This is a genomic window from Streptomyces orinoci, assembly GCF_003121295.1.
In the GTDB taxonomy this organism is placed as follows: domain Bacteria; phylum Actinomycetota; class Actinomycetes; order Streptomycetales; family Streptomycetaceae; genus Streptomyces; species Streptomyces orinoci.
The window spans coordinates 12445-27537 of the sequence record NZ_PHNC01000033.1; the positions used below are offsets into that span (position 1 = coordinate 12445).

The following is a 15093-nucleotide window of genomic DNA, read 5'->3' on the forward strand; positions in this document are numbered from 1 at the left end:
CGACGATCCCCCTCCCTCGCTCTCTATCCATCTGATACGCGGGATTCACCCCAACGGGCAGGCGCTCGGAGTGAACCAAGGGGGTGGAAGGGGGCGCGTTCGGCTCGAGATCTGTCCCGCCGATCATCCGCTGCCTACCGTCGTTGGACGTACGGGCGTGTGACGGTCGCCATTACTGCGTAGGCGGACGTACGCCACTGCGGGGAGGTTCGGCGGATGAGCGGTCGGCGGACCGATGCCAACGAGTCCTTGGTGCGCATCAGAGATCTCGCCGGCAGGCCGCGTGGCACCGGCTTCCCGGTGGACGACCGGTCCACCCTGATCACCAGCCATGAGGCCGTGGACGGCCTGGCCTGCCTGGTGCTGCACGCACCGGGCGACCGCACCGTGGTGGTCGGCGCGGACGCCATCACCCCCCTGCCGGAGTGCGACCTGGCCCTGGTGCGCGCGGAGGGGCTGGCCATGCCGCCCCTGCCGGTCGCGGCGGCCCCACGGGTGGACGGCGGCACCCGGGTACGGCTGAAGGCCGGCCGCTGGCACCGGGCGGAGGTGGTCGGGGACGCCCTGGTCACCTACACCGCCACCGACCGCTTCCATCTGCTGGGCGCCGCGCTGGAGCTGTCCATCGGCGAGCGCACCACGCTGCGGCTGGGGGACGAGGCCACCGGCGGCCCGGTGCTGGACGCGCGGACCGGAGCGGTGCTCGCCGTCCTCGGTACCGCGCTTCAGGCCGACCATGAGGCGGCCGGATTCGCCATCCCGCTGCGGGCCACCGCCGCCGCCCGGCCGGGCGGGGCGCTGGCCGAGCTGCTGGAGCGCAACGCCGCCGCCGTGCCCGCCTATGGCCCCGACCTCAACCTGGCCGGCGCGCTGGAGCTCACCGCCACCTCGCTGGGCTCCGTGGCCACCCCCCGCGCCTGGCAGGACCCGGTCCGGCGCCCGGAGATCGAGCGGGAGTTCGGCCACTTCCTGGACGCCGGGCAGCGCGGCACCGCCCGGGTGCTGGGCCTGGTGGGGGAGCCGGGCACGGGGCGCACCACCGAGCTGGGGGCGCTGGCCGCACGGCGGGCGCGTGGGGCCGAGCCCGCGCCCACCCTCTGGCTGCGCGGCGCCGACCTCAGGGCCGACGACCGGAGCCTGCGCGACGCAGTGGCCCGGGCGCTGAAGTCGGCCGGCCGTATCGTCACCGCCTCCGCGGGGGCCACCGGCACGGTGGGCGACGCCTGCTGCGCCACCCCGGAAGCCGTCGCCGAACTGGCCCATGGCGTGGGGCGGCCGCTGCTGGTGCTGCTGGACGGGCCGGAGGAGATGCCGCCGGTGCTGGCCCATGCCCTGCCCGCCTGGACCGAGGCCACCGCCCGGTGGCTGGAGCAGACCTCCGCCCGGCTGGTCATCGCCTGCCGCCCCGAGCACTGGGAGAGCGCCGGACGGCTCTTCCCGGCCGGCCTGCTGCACGCCCCGCGCGCCACGCTCCGCGCCGCCGCGGAGCGGGAACCGGTGGGGCCCGCCATGCCCCCCTGCGTCCGGCTCGGCGACCTCACCCCCGACCAGGCCGCCCTGGCGCGCAGCGGCCATGCCATCCCCGACGGGGCCATCGACCCGGCGGACGCCTGCCACCCGCTGGCCCTGCGGCTGCTGGCCGAGGTACGCGCCGCGCTGCCCGCCGGGGCCATCACGGGCCCCATGCGCGCCGTGCCGGACCGGTGGGACGTCTTCTCCGCCTACCTGGACCTGGCCTGCCTGCGCATCGCGGTGCGGCTGGCCGCCGCGCGCCGCCCGCCGCTGCGCGGCACCGCGGTCCGGCGGCTGGCGGCCCGGGTGGCCGGGCAGGTGCATGAGGCGGCCCGCCGCTGCCTGGGGCCGGGCCAGGGCGAGCTGGAACGGGAGGCCTTCGAGGAACTCTTCCCCTGGCGCACCGGCTGGGCCTCCGCGGTGCTCACCGAGGGCCTGCTGGTCCCGGCCGGGGCCGGTTACCGCTTCGCCCACGAGGAGTTCGCCGACTGGCTGCACGGCACCCACCTCGACCTGGACGCCGCCCTGCACGCTCTGGTGCACCGCTGGCACGAACCCGACGGCCCGCCCGCCGAGGCACTGCTCAGGCTGCCCTCCCGGCGCGGCGGCTCCGCGCCCGCCCCCGACGGCCATGTGCCGCCCCCGCCCGGCTCCCGCCCCATGCGGGCCGGCCGCCGCCGGGGCCGCCGTACGGATCCCGAGCCGGCCCCGGCGCCCCGCCCGCTGCCGGTGCCCCGTCACCGCATCGGCCCCGTGCTGCAAGCACTGATCATGCTGGCCCGGCGCTCCGGCCCCGACCAGCTCTCCCGCCGCCTGGCCGCCCTGGTGCACGCGGTGGAGATCCTGGTGCCCCAGGCGGGCACGGCCGGGGCAGCGGGTACGGCCGGCGTGACAGGTATGACCGGTAGCGGTGCGGCCGGGGCGGTGAGTGCGGTCGGCATGACCGGTACCGGCGCGTCCCGTGTGGCGGGTGCGGCCGGTGCGGGCGGTACGGCCGGCAGGGGCGAGGCAGCCCGTAACGGCGCGGACGCGCCCACCGGTGAGGGCGGCCCCATGAGAGTGGACGGCCGCCCCATGGAGTGCGGGGGTGACGGCCCCATGGGCGCGGACGGCGGCCCCATGGGGGGCGAGGGCGGCCCCGCAGAAGCGGATTCCGGCACCGCCGAGGGTGCCCGCAGCGCCAGCGGCGCCCGCAGCACCAGGCGTACTCGCACCAAGGGTGCCCGGCCCAAGGATGCCCGCACGGCCGATGACGCCCGGGCCGGGGAAGCCCGCAGCGCCGAGGACGTCCGCAACACCCAGGACGCCCGCACCACCGAACACGCCCGCCCCAAGGGCCGCCCCGAGGAAGCCCCAACCGAGGGCACCACCACCGCCGCCCCCAACTTCGGAGACCCCCACCTCAGGGACCCTCACCCCGACGACCCCCACTCCGAACAGGACACCTCCACTGCCGGCGACGGCGCCCCCGGCCACCTCCCCGACCCCGCCTGGTGGGCCGCCCGCCTGCTCGCCGAGACGCTGCTCCGCCTCCCCGACGCCACCCCCTACCGGCGCGTGCTGCGGCTGCTCGCCGAGCGGCTCACCGCCTGCTCCCGCCTGGTGGGCGGCTTCGACAGCGGCGCCGTGGCCACCCTCGGCGGGCTCACCCTCTTCGGCCCCTCCTTCTGGCTGCGGCTGCGCCTAGGGCCGGCCGACCGCCTGGACCTGCTGCGCCGCCTGGTGCCCGCCGACGCCCCGCCGCGTGGTGCCACCGCCGCCCCGGGCGACCGCTTCCTGCCCACCGTCGCCACCCTGCTCACCGAGGACCCCGGCACCGTCCAGCCCCTGCTGTGCCGCTGGTTCGGCGATGAACGTCCGCTGCTCACCGGCCCGGAGCAGGACCCCGGGCAGGACCCGGACCTGCCGCCCCCCACCGTTGCCGCCGCCGCCCAGGCGCTGCTGCACACCCACCGCGGCCAGGCCCTGGACGACCTCACCGAGGCCCTGGTGCGCACCGCCCACCCCCGCGCCGATGAACTGCTGGCCGCCCTCGCCGAGGACGAGCCCTCCGCCCTGTGCCGCGCGGTGGACCGCTGGGCCCATGACGAGGAGCGGCTGGAACTGCATGTGGCGGCCGCCGCCTACGGACTGAAGGCGGCCCCCCACGCCCGCACCGACGCCGACCGGGAGCTGCTGCGCTACGCCGCGCGGGCCCTGCTCTCCCGCCCCGGCGAGGACACCCTGCATGGCGCCGCGCTCACCCTGCTGGTCCGGGACCGCGAGACCCGCGCCAGGCACCTGCCCCAGGCGCTGGCCCGCTTCGCCGCCGGCGACCCCCAGCTGCCGCCCGATGCGCTGGCCGCCGCCCTCACCAGTCACCCCGAGCCGGTACTGGCCGCCTTCCGGGCCCGGCTGCACGAGGTGGGCGACGGCCCCGCCGCCGTCCTGGCCACCCTTGCCCGGGTCAGCACCCCCGCCCTCGCCCGGCGGGCCTCCGCGCTGGTCCGGGAGTACCTGGAGCACCATCCGGACGGCGCGGGGCACGCCGCCGCTTTTGTGGACCGGCGCCTGGAGGAGGGCTCCGGCGCCCGCGCCGTGCTCTTCCCGCTCGTCGCCGACCTGCTGCGCACCTGCCCCGCGCAGGTGCGCCGCGCCCTGGCTCCGGTGCTCGCCGCCCCCGGCACCCCCGCCTCCCGGCCGCTGCGCCAGGAGCTGCTGGAGGTGCTGCTGGAACGCGAACAACAGAGCCCGGACCAGGACCAGGTCATGGTGCTGGACGCCCTGCTCCGCGCGGTGGCCGAGGGCGCCCCGGGGCGCGGCGAGGCCCGTACCAAGGACCTGCTGCTGCGCACCGCCGAACTGCTGGCCCGCAGCACCGAGGGCACCAGGTGCCTGGACCGGCGGCTGGCCCAGCTGGCCCGGGAGGTCCCGGTCTTCGGCGCCCTGCTGCGGCGCTGGCTGAGGTCCGCGCCCGCCCAGTGGGCCCGGTACATCGGCCCGAGGAGCCGGATCCGGCTGTCGCCGGGCGCCGACGACCCGGAGACCGGGCAGTGCCAGGTGCCGGAACCGGCCGACGGTGCCGAGCAGGCCGGCCCGGAGCCCGGGGCGACCCCGGCCGATGCGGACCGCCGACAACCGGCATGGCACTCTTAGACCTGCGAAATCGACAGACAAGAGTTCGGGCGAGGAGCGGGCACAGTGCAGCGCTGGCGTGGCTTGGAGGACATCCCCCAGGACTGGGGGCGCAGCGTCGTCACCATCGGCTCGTACGACGGGGTGCACCGCGGGCACCAAATGATCATCGGTCGCGCGGTGGAGCGGGCGCATGAGCTCGGTGTGCCCTCGGTCGTGGTGACCTTCGACCCGCACCCCAGCGAGGTCGTCCGGCCCGGCAGCCACCCGCCGCTGCTCGCCCCGCACCACCGGCGCGCGGAGCTGATCGAGCGGCTCGGGGTGGACGCGGTGCTGGTGTTGCCCTTCACCGCCGACTTCTCCAAGCTCTCGCCCGCCGACTTCGTGGTGAAGGTGCTGGTGGACAAGCTGCACGCCAAGCTGGTGGTGGAGGGTCCCAACTTCCGCTTCGGCCACCGCGCCGCGGGCAATGTCGATTTCCTGGCCGAGCTGGGCGAGACCTATGACTACGAGGTCGAGGTGGTGGACCTCAAGCTGACCGGCGAGGCCGGCGGCGGTCTGCCGTTCTCCTCCACGCTGGTGCGCCGCCTGGTCGCCGAGGGTGATGTGGCGGGCGCCATGGAGGTCCTGGGGCACCCGCACCGGGTGGAGGGCGTGGTGGTGCGCGGAGCCCAGCGCGGACGCGAACTGGGCTTCCCCACCGCCAATATCGAGACGCTCCCGCACACCGCCATCCCGGCCGACGGGGTGTACGCGGGCTGGCTGGTGGTCAGCGGCGAGTCCATGCCGGCCGCCATCTCGGTGGGCACCAATGTCCAGTTCGACGCCCGGGAACGGACCGTGGAGGCGTACGCCATCGACCGCGTCGATCTCGACCTGTACGGCCTGCACGCGGCCGTGGACTTCCTGGCCTATCTGCGCGGCATGGAGAAGTTCGAGAGCATCGAGGCGCTGCTGGAGCGCATGGCGGAGGACGTCCGCCAGGCCCGCGACCTGGTGGCGGCGCACGACGGGGCCCCGGCCGGCCGCTGACGGCCCGCCGCGCCCCGGAGCGGGGGCGCGGCGCCGTACCCGCCTCAGCCCTGCGGGTACCCGTACCCGCCCGGCTGCTGCGGCGGCTGCTGCTGGGGCCACCCGCCCTGCTGCGGATATCCGGCCGGCGGCATCGGCTGGGGCTGCCCGTAGGGGTTGTACGGCCCCGGCATCGGCTGCCCGGGGCCCGGCATGGGCTGCCCCGGCTGCGCGGGAGCCGGCGCCTGCGGCTGCTGCGCCTGGTGCGGTGCCTGCTGGGCCTGCTGCGGGTATCCGTACCCGCCGGGCTGCTGCGGCTGCTGGGGCGCGCCGCCCCACAGCCCCTGCTGCGCCCGCACAAAGTCCTCGGCCACCATGGCCGACAGCGTGAAGTACGCCTCCCTGGTCTTGGGCCGCATCATCTCCAGGTCCAACTCGGCACCGGCGGCGAGGTGTTCGTCGAACGGCACTACGACCACTCCGCGGCAGCGAGTCTCGAAGTGGGAGACGATATCCTCCACCTTGATCATTTTTCCGGTCTCCCGGACTCCCGAGATCACGGTCAGGCTCCGCGCCACCAACTCGCTGTAGCCGTGCGCGGAGAGCCAGTCCAGTGTGGTGCTGGCGCTGCTCGCCCCGTCCACGGAGGGTGTGGAGACGATGATCAACTGGTCGGCGAGGTCCAGCACTCCGCGCATGGCGCTGTACAGCAGCCCGGTGCCGGAGTCGGTGAGGATGATCGGGTACTGCCGGCCCAGGACGTCTATGGCCCGCCGGTAGTCCTCGTCGTTGAAGGTGGTGGACACCGCCGGGTCCACGTCATTGGCGATGATCTCCAGCCCGGAGGGGGCCTGGGAGGTGTAACGGCGGATGTCCATATAGCTGTTGAGCCGCGGGATCTCCGAGACCAGGTCACGGATGGTGGCCCCGGTCTCGCGCCGCACCCGGCGCCCCAGCGTGCCGGCGTCCGGGTTGGCGTCGATCGCCAGGATCTTGTCCTGCCGCTCACTGGCCAGCGTGGCGCCCAGCGCGGTGGTGGTGGTCGTCTTGCCCACGCCGCCCTTGAGGCTGATGACCGCGATGCGGTAGCAGGAGAGCACCGGGGTGCGGATCAGCTCCAGCTTGCGCTGCCGCTCCGCCTCCTCCTTCTTGGCGCCGAACTTGAACCGGCTGCCCGAACTCTGCTTCTTCGGCTTGGGCTTGTTCTTCAGCAGCCGCTCCGAGGACAGCTCCACCGCCGCCGTGAAGCCCAGCGGGGCCCCGTGCACGGAGCGCTGGCGCTGCTCGGGCGTCACCGTCGGCCAGCCGCCGGTACGCGGATCCGCCGGCGGCACGGGCGCCGCGGCCTCGCCGAGCCGGGGGTCCACCGGCCGCGCCTCGCCCGCCGGTTGACCCTCCGGTCGCTGGTGGGCGTACGCCTCCGCGGCGCCCGTCACGGGCTGGGCGTAGGCCCCATGCGGCGTGGGGCCGGGGTACGGGGCGGGACCGCCCTGCGGCGCCCCATGCGGCGCACCGTACGGCGCCTGGTGCGGGCCCTGGGGGGCGCCGGCACCGGCCCCATGCTGCGCCGGAGCGCCGTAAGGGCCCGGCGCCGCGGGCGGGTTGGGGACGGGCTGCCCGGGCGCACCGTAATCGCCCGGCGTGGGGCCCGGGTTGGGCGATGGCTGAGCCGGGGACGGGGCGCCGGGGCCCTCCTGCGCGGCGGCAGGCTGCTGGGCCGGGGCGCTCGGGGCGGCCGGTGCCATGGCGCCCTCGGGCGCCGACGGGACGGCGGACGGGGCCTGGGAGCTCTCCGGCGCGGCTGCCGGAGCGCCGTAACCGCCTTGTGCGGCGGCCGGGTTGGGGGACGGCTGAGCCGGGACTCCGGCGTCACTCGCCACGGCGGGCGGCTGGGGCGCCTGCTGCGCGGGAACCGCCGGCTGGACGGGCGCGGCGGTGCCGTAACCGCCTTGCGCGGCAGCCGGTTCGGCGGCGGCTGGTGCCGGGGCGGCCAGCTCGTAACCGCCCGAGCCGGACGCCGGCTCCGGTGCCGGGGGAGCGGGGGCCGTGGCGGGAGCGGTGCCCGCCTGGTCCTGGCCGGAGGCGGCCGGGGCCGGTGCCGCGTTGAACGCGGCCTGCGGGGCACCGGAGCTCGCCGGGACCGGGGCGCTGTAGTCGCCGGACACCGCCGGAGGCTGAGCCGGCTGGACCGGCGGGGCCCATTGGGCCGGCGGGGTCGGCGAAGCGGGCTCGAAGTCCGGCGGCAGCGGCGGCAGGGAGCCCTGCGGTACGGACGGCGGAGTCCACGGTTCCGGAGCGGTCGGCGGGGTGGCCGGGGCCTGTGGCGCAGGCTCCATGGCGGGCGCCTGGGGGGCCGGAACGGCGGCCTCCGCCGCCCCCGCCCGGTCACGCAGCGAGGAGGCCGAGAACCGCATGGTGCCCTCACTGCGCAGCATGCCGCTCGCGCCATCCTCCGGCGAGCCGTTCTCCGCGGAACCGCTCCCGGCCGAACCCTCCGCTGGGGAACCACTCTCAAGGGAACCAGCGGAAGTGGGCGATCCGGACGAAGCGGAACTCTCCTGCTCAGACTCGTACTTATCCGGTTCCTGGGCGTTCTCCGGCTTCCCCACCCGCTCTGTGATCTCGTTCAGCAGCTCGGCGGCGGACAGCCGGACCGTCCCCCGGTCCTTGCCGGGGGACGGGGCGGGCGCCTCCACGCCCGGCGACGGATCGGCCACGGGCGGGGGCGGCGGAGGCGGCGTCTCACCGCCCGGCGTGGTCTGCGTGTACCAGGCGGGCGGCGTGTAGTCGATGGTGAACTCGCCCGTCCGGTCGTGCTCCTGCTCCGGGTCCCGCTCGTGACCGGCGTCGGACCGGTTCTCGCCGCCTGTGATCCCGGCCGCGCGGATCTCGTCCCGATCGCTGCTCACATTGCCTCCTGCTGGTGTGGCCCGGCGCCCCGTTGAAGTCACCTGCCGGGAGCGAGCCGTTCCCGTAGTCCGGCCGTCCGGACTCCCACTGACCTCACCGCGGGCGGGATCCGGCGCCGGCTCCTCAAGTGCGTACAGTCATCAAGACTAATCGTCATCACTGAGACCGCGGCAGGCCCGTCGGCCCCTTACGCCCGTGCGGTGCGCCACCGGCCCCGGGCGCCATGGCTCCGGAATCGGACCGGCACGTACCGGATGCCGGCCCGGCTGGACGAGCGCCGGCCCCGGGCCTGGACGAGCGGCAGCCTGGGGCCCGGCGGCCGCCGGAGCGCGCTACCCGGCATGGGGCCTGAACGGTGGCCGACCAACCCGCCCCATGCGGCGCCCCGTTCAGCGCCCTGGGGCCTGCCGGGGCCTCGAATGGTCACCCTGCACCAGGCCGACATCACTCATGCGAGCGTCCCCCGGCTCCCGCCCGGCCCTGCGGCCCCGACGAGTTGACGCCCCGCCCCACGAGCCCGCCAGGGCGCCCCGCCCCGCGAGGGGCACGGGGCACCGCGCGACCGGCCCCATGCGGCCTGCACGCGCTGACGAAACCCCAGGTATGGGGCGGGCGGCCCCTCGGCGCCACCGCCCCATGCGCCGCCAACGGAACGGCGGCGTCCGCCCCGCCAGGGGCACGCGGCACTCGGCGGCCGGCCACCCCAACCACGGCCCGCACACAGCACGAACCGCCAGGCATGGGGCCACGCCGACGCCGAAAAGCGAAACCCTCAGTCGACGCCCTCAGTCGACGCCCTCAGCCGAAACTCTCGGCCGAAGCCCTCAGTCCATCCGCCGCGCTGTACCCAGCAGCCCCGCCTCCGGGTCCGTGGGCTGGGTGGTGACATACGTCCGCGAGGAGCGCGTACACCACAGCGTGACGCCGTCCGGAAGGCCGGGCAGCGCCTCCACATCCGCGGGCGTCAGGTTCATCGTCCGGCCGATCTGGCGGGCCTCGTCCGGGGACACCCGCTGCACACCCACCACATCCGCATGGGTCATCAGACGCTCCGTGGTCGGCCCCGGATAGGGCAGCAGCGTCACCACGGCCTGCCACGGGGCCACCGTGACCCGCCCATGGGGCGGGCGCACCCCGCAGTCCCGGATGACCAGCACCGGGCTGTGCACCGAGGGCCCTTGCGGCGGGACCCGGCCCACGGCGTGCAAAGTGATTGACTGCTGGCCGGTGTTGGCGCCCTGGACCAGTGGCGTCCACAAGGGCTGGCGGCCGGACTCCACCGCCACCCGGGCCCCCATGCCCACCGTGCGCAGCGCCAGCACCTGCGCCGTCCAGGCGCCGCCGACCAGCACCACATCGAAGGGCGTGGGGCGGAACAGCCCCAGCACGGCCGGTGTGCCCTGGGCGTCGGTACCGATGACCACGCCGTCGTCGCCCACCGGCAGGCCCAGCAGCTCCAGTTGCTCGGCGGCCAGCTCATGCCGGCCGCGGCGCGGGCCCAGCAGACCGAAGCCGCGCCATGCCCTGCCGCCGCGGACCTGCTCCGCGGCGGCAGGGGTGCCGACGGGGCCGCTGGCGCTGGCCGGGGCCGGGAAGGTGGTGGTCATCAGCGGGTTCCTCCCAGCGGCAGGGTGGCGAGCACTCCGGGCACCTGCTCATGGTCCAGCCGGACCAGCCCGACCTTGACGCCCCGGGCGGCGCGCTCCAGCTCCCTGCGCACCGTGGCCAGTTCATCGGCGCTGCGGCCGCACACCCGGACATATCCGGTCAGGGTCGGCGTGTGCCGTCCGCCCCGCGCCCGGCCCCGTCCCAGGGTCAGGCTCAGGGTGGAGGACAGCGCCGGCAGCGAGGTCAGCAGGGCGGCCAGCTGGGGCAGCGGAGTGGCGCCCGGCCCCAACTGGGGCCAACGGCCTATCCAGTAGGCGGTGTGCCAGCGGTCGTCACAGCGCCAGGTACGGGAGGTCTCCACGGTGCGCCGGGCCGGTGCGGCCGCGCGGCTGGCCTGGGCGGTGGCCGCCGGATTGACGCCCGCCGCGGTGGAGACGGCGGCGGTCAGCTCGTCCTCGTCGAGCACCGTCGCCCGGAATCCGGCCCCCTGCAGCCGGCTGGCCAACTGGTCGGCCGCGCGCAGCACACAGCGCCGGGCGCCCTGCAGGCCACCGCCGCGGGCCGCCACCGCCTCCGGGCACAGCTCCGGATCCAGCTTCAGGGCAAGCCAGGTCTGGCGCACCGCCGGGGCACCGGTGAGGGCCTGCAGCGGGGCGTAGTTACGGGCGGCCAGCGACTGGGCGGGCAGATAGGGGGCAGGCGCGGGCAGCGCGTTCTGCACCACCTGTATGGACTCCAGCCGGACGTCGGCCGCGTCCATCGCATCGCGCAGCAGGGCCAGCGGCAGTGCCTTGTCCACCCGTTGGGGGCGCAGCGGGACGTCCACCGCCTCCACACGCAGCAGTACGGTCACAAAGGTGCCGTCGCCGATCAGGCCGATCCGGCGCCCCTCCCGGTCGGTGAACGACTCGGTGTACAGCGCCGGTTCGCACTCCACCACCGGCGCCAGCCGGGGATCGGCGCCGACGGCGGTGTGCTTGCGGGCCCGCCGGGTGCGGCGGCGCAGGGCGACCCAGGCGGTCAGCCACTCCACGATCGGCCGGCGTGCGCGCCGTACCAGTGCCAGCAGTACCAGGACCACCGCCGGCACCGCGGCGGGCACCAGCCACATCCGGCCGGCCACCCAGGCGGCCAGGACCAGGGCCGCGGCCACCTCGATCAGCACCAGCTGCTGCAGGCGCACCGGCCCCATGCTGCCCGGCTGGGAAGCGGTGCGCGGCACCACGGCCGTGGCGGGCGCTGGTGCCGCCGTCGCGGACGTACCGGGCCGGTCGCCCCGGCGCACCGGCCGTTGCCGATTCGCCGAACCACCCCCGGTCCGCAGGCGCGTTGCCACAGCCATTCCCGCCGATACCCCCTTGAAGAGCCGAATCGCAGCTACGGGCATAGTAGAGGCTCCCGCTACGACGGGATCGAGGGCAGGGGCCTGCTCAACCGAGGCGACCGAGGCTGACAAACCGGGGAGAAACAGCTACAGATGGCATCACGGCGGGATGAGCTCAACGCCTATACCTTTGCGAAGAAACGGACGGTTGCCGCATTTCTCCAGCCGTCGGCGACCGGTACCGAGGAGGGGGCGCCGCGGCCGCTGAAGACCGTACTGCCGGGGCTGGTGGTGGGCGCTCTGCTGGTCGCCGGGTTCGGGGCCTGGGGCATGTTCAAGCCCACCGCTCCCAAGGGCTGGGACGATGTCGCGGCGCATGTCATCGTCGGCAGTGATTCCACCACCCGTTATGTGGTGCTGGAGACGGACGGCAAGAAGCAGCTGCACCCGGTTCTCAACTTCGCTTCCGCCAAACTGCTGTTGACGCCGGACAAGTCCTCGGTCATCAAGGTCAAGGAGTCCGAGCTGGACAACGGCCATATCCCGCGCGGTCCGACGATCGGCATCCCCTATGCGCCCGACCGCATGCCGGGCGCCGGTGAGGCCGGCAAGCAGAAGCAGTGGGCGGTGTGCGAACAGCCCGGCGGCAACGGCAAGACCACACAGAAGGCCGTCTTTGTGTTCGCCGACCGCGACCCCAAGCTGAAGAAGCTCACCGGCTCCCAGCGGCTGCACGGCAGCCAGGCCCTCTATGTGCAGGGGCCGGACGACGCCCGCTACCTGGTGGACCCCCAGGGCACCAAGTACCTGCTGGGCGGCCCGGACTGGCAGTCGGCGAGCCCCGCCGAGCACAACCTGCTGCTGCGCTCCATCTTCAAGGACGGGGCCCGGCCGCAGCGCGTCACCAAGGACTGGCTGGACACCTTCCACAACGGCACGCCCATCGTCTTCCCCGAGGTCCCCGGCCCCGTCGGCGCCAACGCGGGCATCTCCACCCTGCCCGGCAACGCCAACAAGGTGGGCATGGTGCTCCAGGCGCCCACCGGCACCGGTACCCAGGACTATGTGGTGCTGCCGGGCAAGGTGCAGCGGGTCTCGGAGTTCGTCGCCAAGCTGCTGCTCAGCAGCCGCAAACTGGCCTCCCTGGGGCAGGCCGGCACCCCGGAGCGGGTCAGCGCCGCCGCCTTCACCCCGGCCGACGAGGAGTTCGCCGGGGCCAACCAGTGGCCGGCCAGCGTGCCGCAGCAGGTCAACTCCATGGACACCGGCGGCGGTAGCGCCAACACCGTCTGCTCCGTCCTCACCGGAATGAGCTCCTCCGGCACCCCCCAACTGGCCACCTGGGCGGGCACCGACTACCCCGCCACCATTCCTGACGGGGCCACCAGCGCCTATGTCACGCCCGGTTCCGGGCTGCTCTACCGTCAGGTGACCGGTCACCAGACCAAGAGCGGCTCGCTCTTCCTGATCACCGACACCGGGCTGCGCTACGGCGTGCAGTCCAACAACGACAGCGCCACCGACAAATCGAAGATCGGCGCCGACAAGACCGCCGCGCCCGGCGGTGACGACGGCTCGGAACCCGACCAGCAGCAGACCCCGGCGCCGGCCCAGCAGGACTCCAACGCCCAGACCAGGCTGGGCTACAAGGACGTCAACCCGGTGCCGGTGCCCGCCAACTGGTCGGCCTTCCTGCCGACCGGTCCGCGGCTGGACACCAACAGCGCGCGACAGCCGCAGGGCGCCTAAGAGGTGACGGTGACCAGACTCCGCAACGCACGGCGCGGGGCCGCCGGGGCCCTGCTGGCCCTGACGGCCCTGACCACCACGGCCGCCGCCCCTCGCCCCATGCCCGCCCCGCTGGCGCTCGCCGGCAGCGGTGAGTGCACCTACCCCGCCAAGCCGATCAAGGGAACTCCCTGGTCCCTTCAGCGGGTTCTACTCGACCAGCTCTGGCAGCAGACCAAGGGCAAGGACGCCAAGGGCAAGCCGGTACGAGTGGCCGTCATCGACACTGGCGTGGACATCTCCAACCCCCAGCTGAGGAACGCGGTCGATGCCAAGGCCGGGGCCGACCTGCTGTCCAAACCCAAGGATCCGGACGCCGGCCAGACCAAGGACGTGGTCGGCCATGGCACCAAGGTGGCGGGCATCATCGCCGCCCGCCCCATGCGGCCGGAAACCGGTTTTGTGGGCCTGGCCCCGGAATCCGTCATCATCTCCATCCGCCAGAACGACGAAAAGGGAACGGGCACTTCCAAAACCCTGGCAGACGGCATCAAAAAGGCCATCGAGGACGGCGCGGACGTCATCAACATCTCCCAGGACACCGTCGGCGACGGCAACTCCCGTAGCCTCGGCCCGGATCCGGGGCTGGAAGAGGCGGTGCAGGAAGCACTGGCCAAGGACATCGTGGTCGTGGCCTCCGCCGGAAATGACGGCATGGACGGCAACAAAAAACGCACCTATCCCGCCGCATACCCCGGAGTTCTGGCGGTGGGCGCCTCCGACCGCAACAACGAACGGGCCCCCTTCTCCCAGGCCGGTGACTTCATCGGAGTCGCCGCGCCCGGCGTGGAGATGGTCTCCACGGTGCCGCGCGGTGGCCAGTGCGTGGACAACGGAACCAGTTTCTCCGCACCTTATGTCTCAGGCGTCGCCGCCCTCATCCGGGCCAAGCACCCAGACTGGAAACAGAACCAGGTGGTCGCCCAGATAGAACAGACCGCGGAACGCCCCGGCAACTCCCGTGACCCTTACATCGGTTGGGGAGTGGTGGACCCGGTACGCGCCCTGACGGACGACGCCCACCCCATCAACCATGTGACCGTCGACAAGAACCCGGCCCGCGGCGTACCCGCCCCCGAGCCGGCGGCCCTCGCCCTGGGCGAGACCCCCGAGCAGCGCCGCGAGCGCCTGGCCACCTATGTACTGGGCGCCACGGGCCTGTTGGTCGCCGTGATCGCGGGCACCGCCGTGGTGCTGCGCGACTGGCGGCGCCGAAGGGGAGTTGAGACGGCGCCCCGTGGTGGTGGTTCGGCATGAAACCTGTTTCCGAACCGTCGCGGACCCTTGACGGGAATGTGGTTGGTGGCCACATGGAGTGTGGTTAAAGTGAGGGCCTGGCAGTTGAGGTGCTGGAGGGGAGAGGCACGGTGAGTTCGGGGGCATCGGGGGATGGCTCGCAGTCCACGCCGTTCGGCAAGAATTTTGCCAAGGCAGCGGAGACGCTTGGGAATTTCAAGGGGCGTCTTGACGAGATCCTCTCGAATCTGGAGAAGTCACCCGCATCGCAGAAGGCGATGGGCGACCTGAAGATTGACGCGGCGACCTATGGCTCGCTGCCGAGTGCGGCGCATGTGGCCGAGGCTTACGACAAGGTCCACTCTCGTTTGACCGAGATGTCCAAGTCCCTTGGCATGCTGATCGAAGGCATGGGCATCAGCGCGATGATCGCCGACCGGGGTTACGACCATGTCGATGCCAAGTACGCGGAGCGGCTGCGGGCCATTCAGAAGCAGCTGAAGAGCGACTACCGCCCGCCGGCCGACACACATCAGACCCCGCCCGGCGTCGGCCAGGGCAAGCACGGCGCGACCTGAGTCCGGTGGCGG

General features: G+C 74.0%; 8 protein-coding genes. 5 read left to right on the top strand and 3 right to left on the bottom strand.

Translation table 11 applies throughout. The annotated features are described in order from the left end of the window. Nucleotides 1-216: 216 nt before the first annotated feature. Both CV755_RS34825 and CV755_RS31095 read left to right on the top strand, forming a co-directional pair. On the top strand, nucleotides 217-4647 hold the full coding sequence (locus CV755_RS34825) for a serine protease (protein WP_161968773.1): 4431 nt from the start codon (nucleotides 217-219) through the stop codon (nucleotides 4645-4647). 45 nt (nucleotides 4648-4692) lie between these two features. After that, nucleotides 4693-5658: a bifunctional riboflavin kinase/FAD synthetase gene (locus CV755_RS31095; RefSeq protein WP_109283863.1), complete on the top strand. Its 966-nt coding sequence runs from the start codon at nucleotides 4693-4695 to the stop codon at nucleotides 5656-5658. 44 nt (nucleotides 5659-5702) lie between these two features. Here CV755_RS31095 and CV755_RS31100 read toward each other — a convergent pair whose 3' ends face one another. From CV755_RS31100 to eccE, 3 genes are all read right to left on the bottom strand, one after another. Continuing rightward, on the bottom strand, nucleotides 5703-8546 hold the full coding sequence (locus CV755_RS31100; protein WP_109283865.1) for an SCO5717 family growth-regulating ATPase: 2844 nt from the start codon (nucleotides 8544-8546) through the stop codon (nucleotides 5703-5705). Between the two features lie 825 nt (nucleotides 8547-9371). Continuing rightward, entirely contained in the window at nucleotides 9372-10154 is a 783-nt protein-coding gene (locus tag CV755_RS31105) for a hypothetical protein (RefSeq protein WP_109283867.1), read from the bottom strand. Continuing rightward, a complete protein-coding gene (eccE, locus tag CV755_RS31110) occupies nucleotides 10154-11497 on the bottom strand; it encodes a type VII secretion protein EccE (RefSeq protein WP_109283870.1) in 1344 nt (447 codons plus the stop codon). Before eccE ends, CV755_RS31105 begins: the two co-directional genes overlap by 1 nt. A 135-nt stretch (nucleotides 11498-11632) precedes the next feature. On the opposite strand from eccE, the gene eccB reads away from it, so the two are divergent. The 3 genes from eccB to CV755_RS31125 all read left to right on the top strand — a co-directional run bounded on the left by eccB (nucleotide 11633) and on the right by CV755_RS31125 (nucleotide 15081). Next, entirely contained in the window at nucleotides 11633-13228 is a 1596-nt protein-coding gene (eccB, locus tag CV755_RS31115) for a type VII secretion protein EccB (RefSeq protein WP_109283872.1), read from the top strand. Nucleotides 13229-13231: 3 nt separating this feature from the next. Next, the gene (gene mycP, locus CV755_RS31120) at nucleotides 13232-14524 is read left to right on the top strand and encodes a type VII secretion-associated serine protease mycosin (protein ID WP_422070617.1); all 1293 of its coding nucleotides are present in this window, start codon (nucleotides 13232-13234) and stop codon (nucleotides 14522-14524) included. Nucleotides 14525-14634: 110 nt separating this feature from the next. Next, nucleotides 14635-15081 carry a hypothetical protein gene (locus tag CV755_RS31125; RefSeq protein WP_153068774.1) on the top strand — a complete coding sequence of 149 codons (447 nt, stop codon included), beginning with the start codon at nucleotides 14635-14637 and terminating at the stop codon, nucleotides 15079-15081. The last annotated feature ends 12 nt before the right edge of the window (nucleotides 15082-15093 follow it).

What these genes read in the sequence shown, in the direction of transcription:
- CV755_RS34825 (WP_161968773.1), top strand. Translation starts at nt 217, where the DNA reads ATGAGCGGTCGGCGGACCGATGCCAACGAGTCCTTGGTGCGCATCAGA.
- CV755_RS31105 (WP_109283867.1), bottom strand. Translation starts at nt 10,154, where the DNA reads ATGACCACCACCTTCCCGGCCCCGGCCAGCGCCAGCGGCCCCGTCGGC.
- eccE (WP_109283870.1), bottom strand. Translation starts at nt 11,497, where the DNA reads ATGGCTGTGGCAACGCGCCTGCGGACCGGGGGTGGTTCGGCGAATCGG.
- eccB (WP_109283872.1), top strand. Translation starts at nt 11,633, where the DNA reads ATGGCATCACGGCGGGATGAGCTCAACGCCTATACCTTTGCGAAGAAA.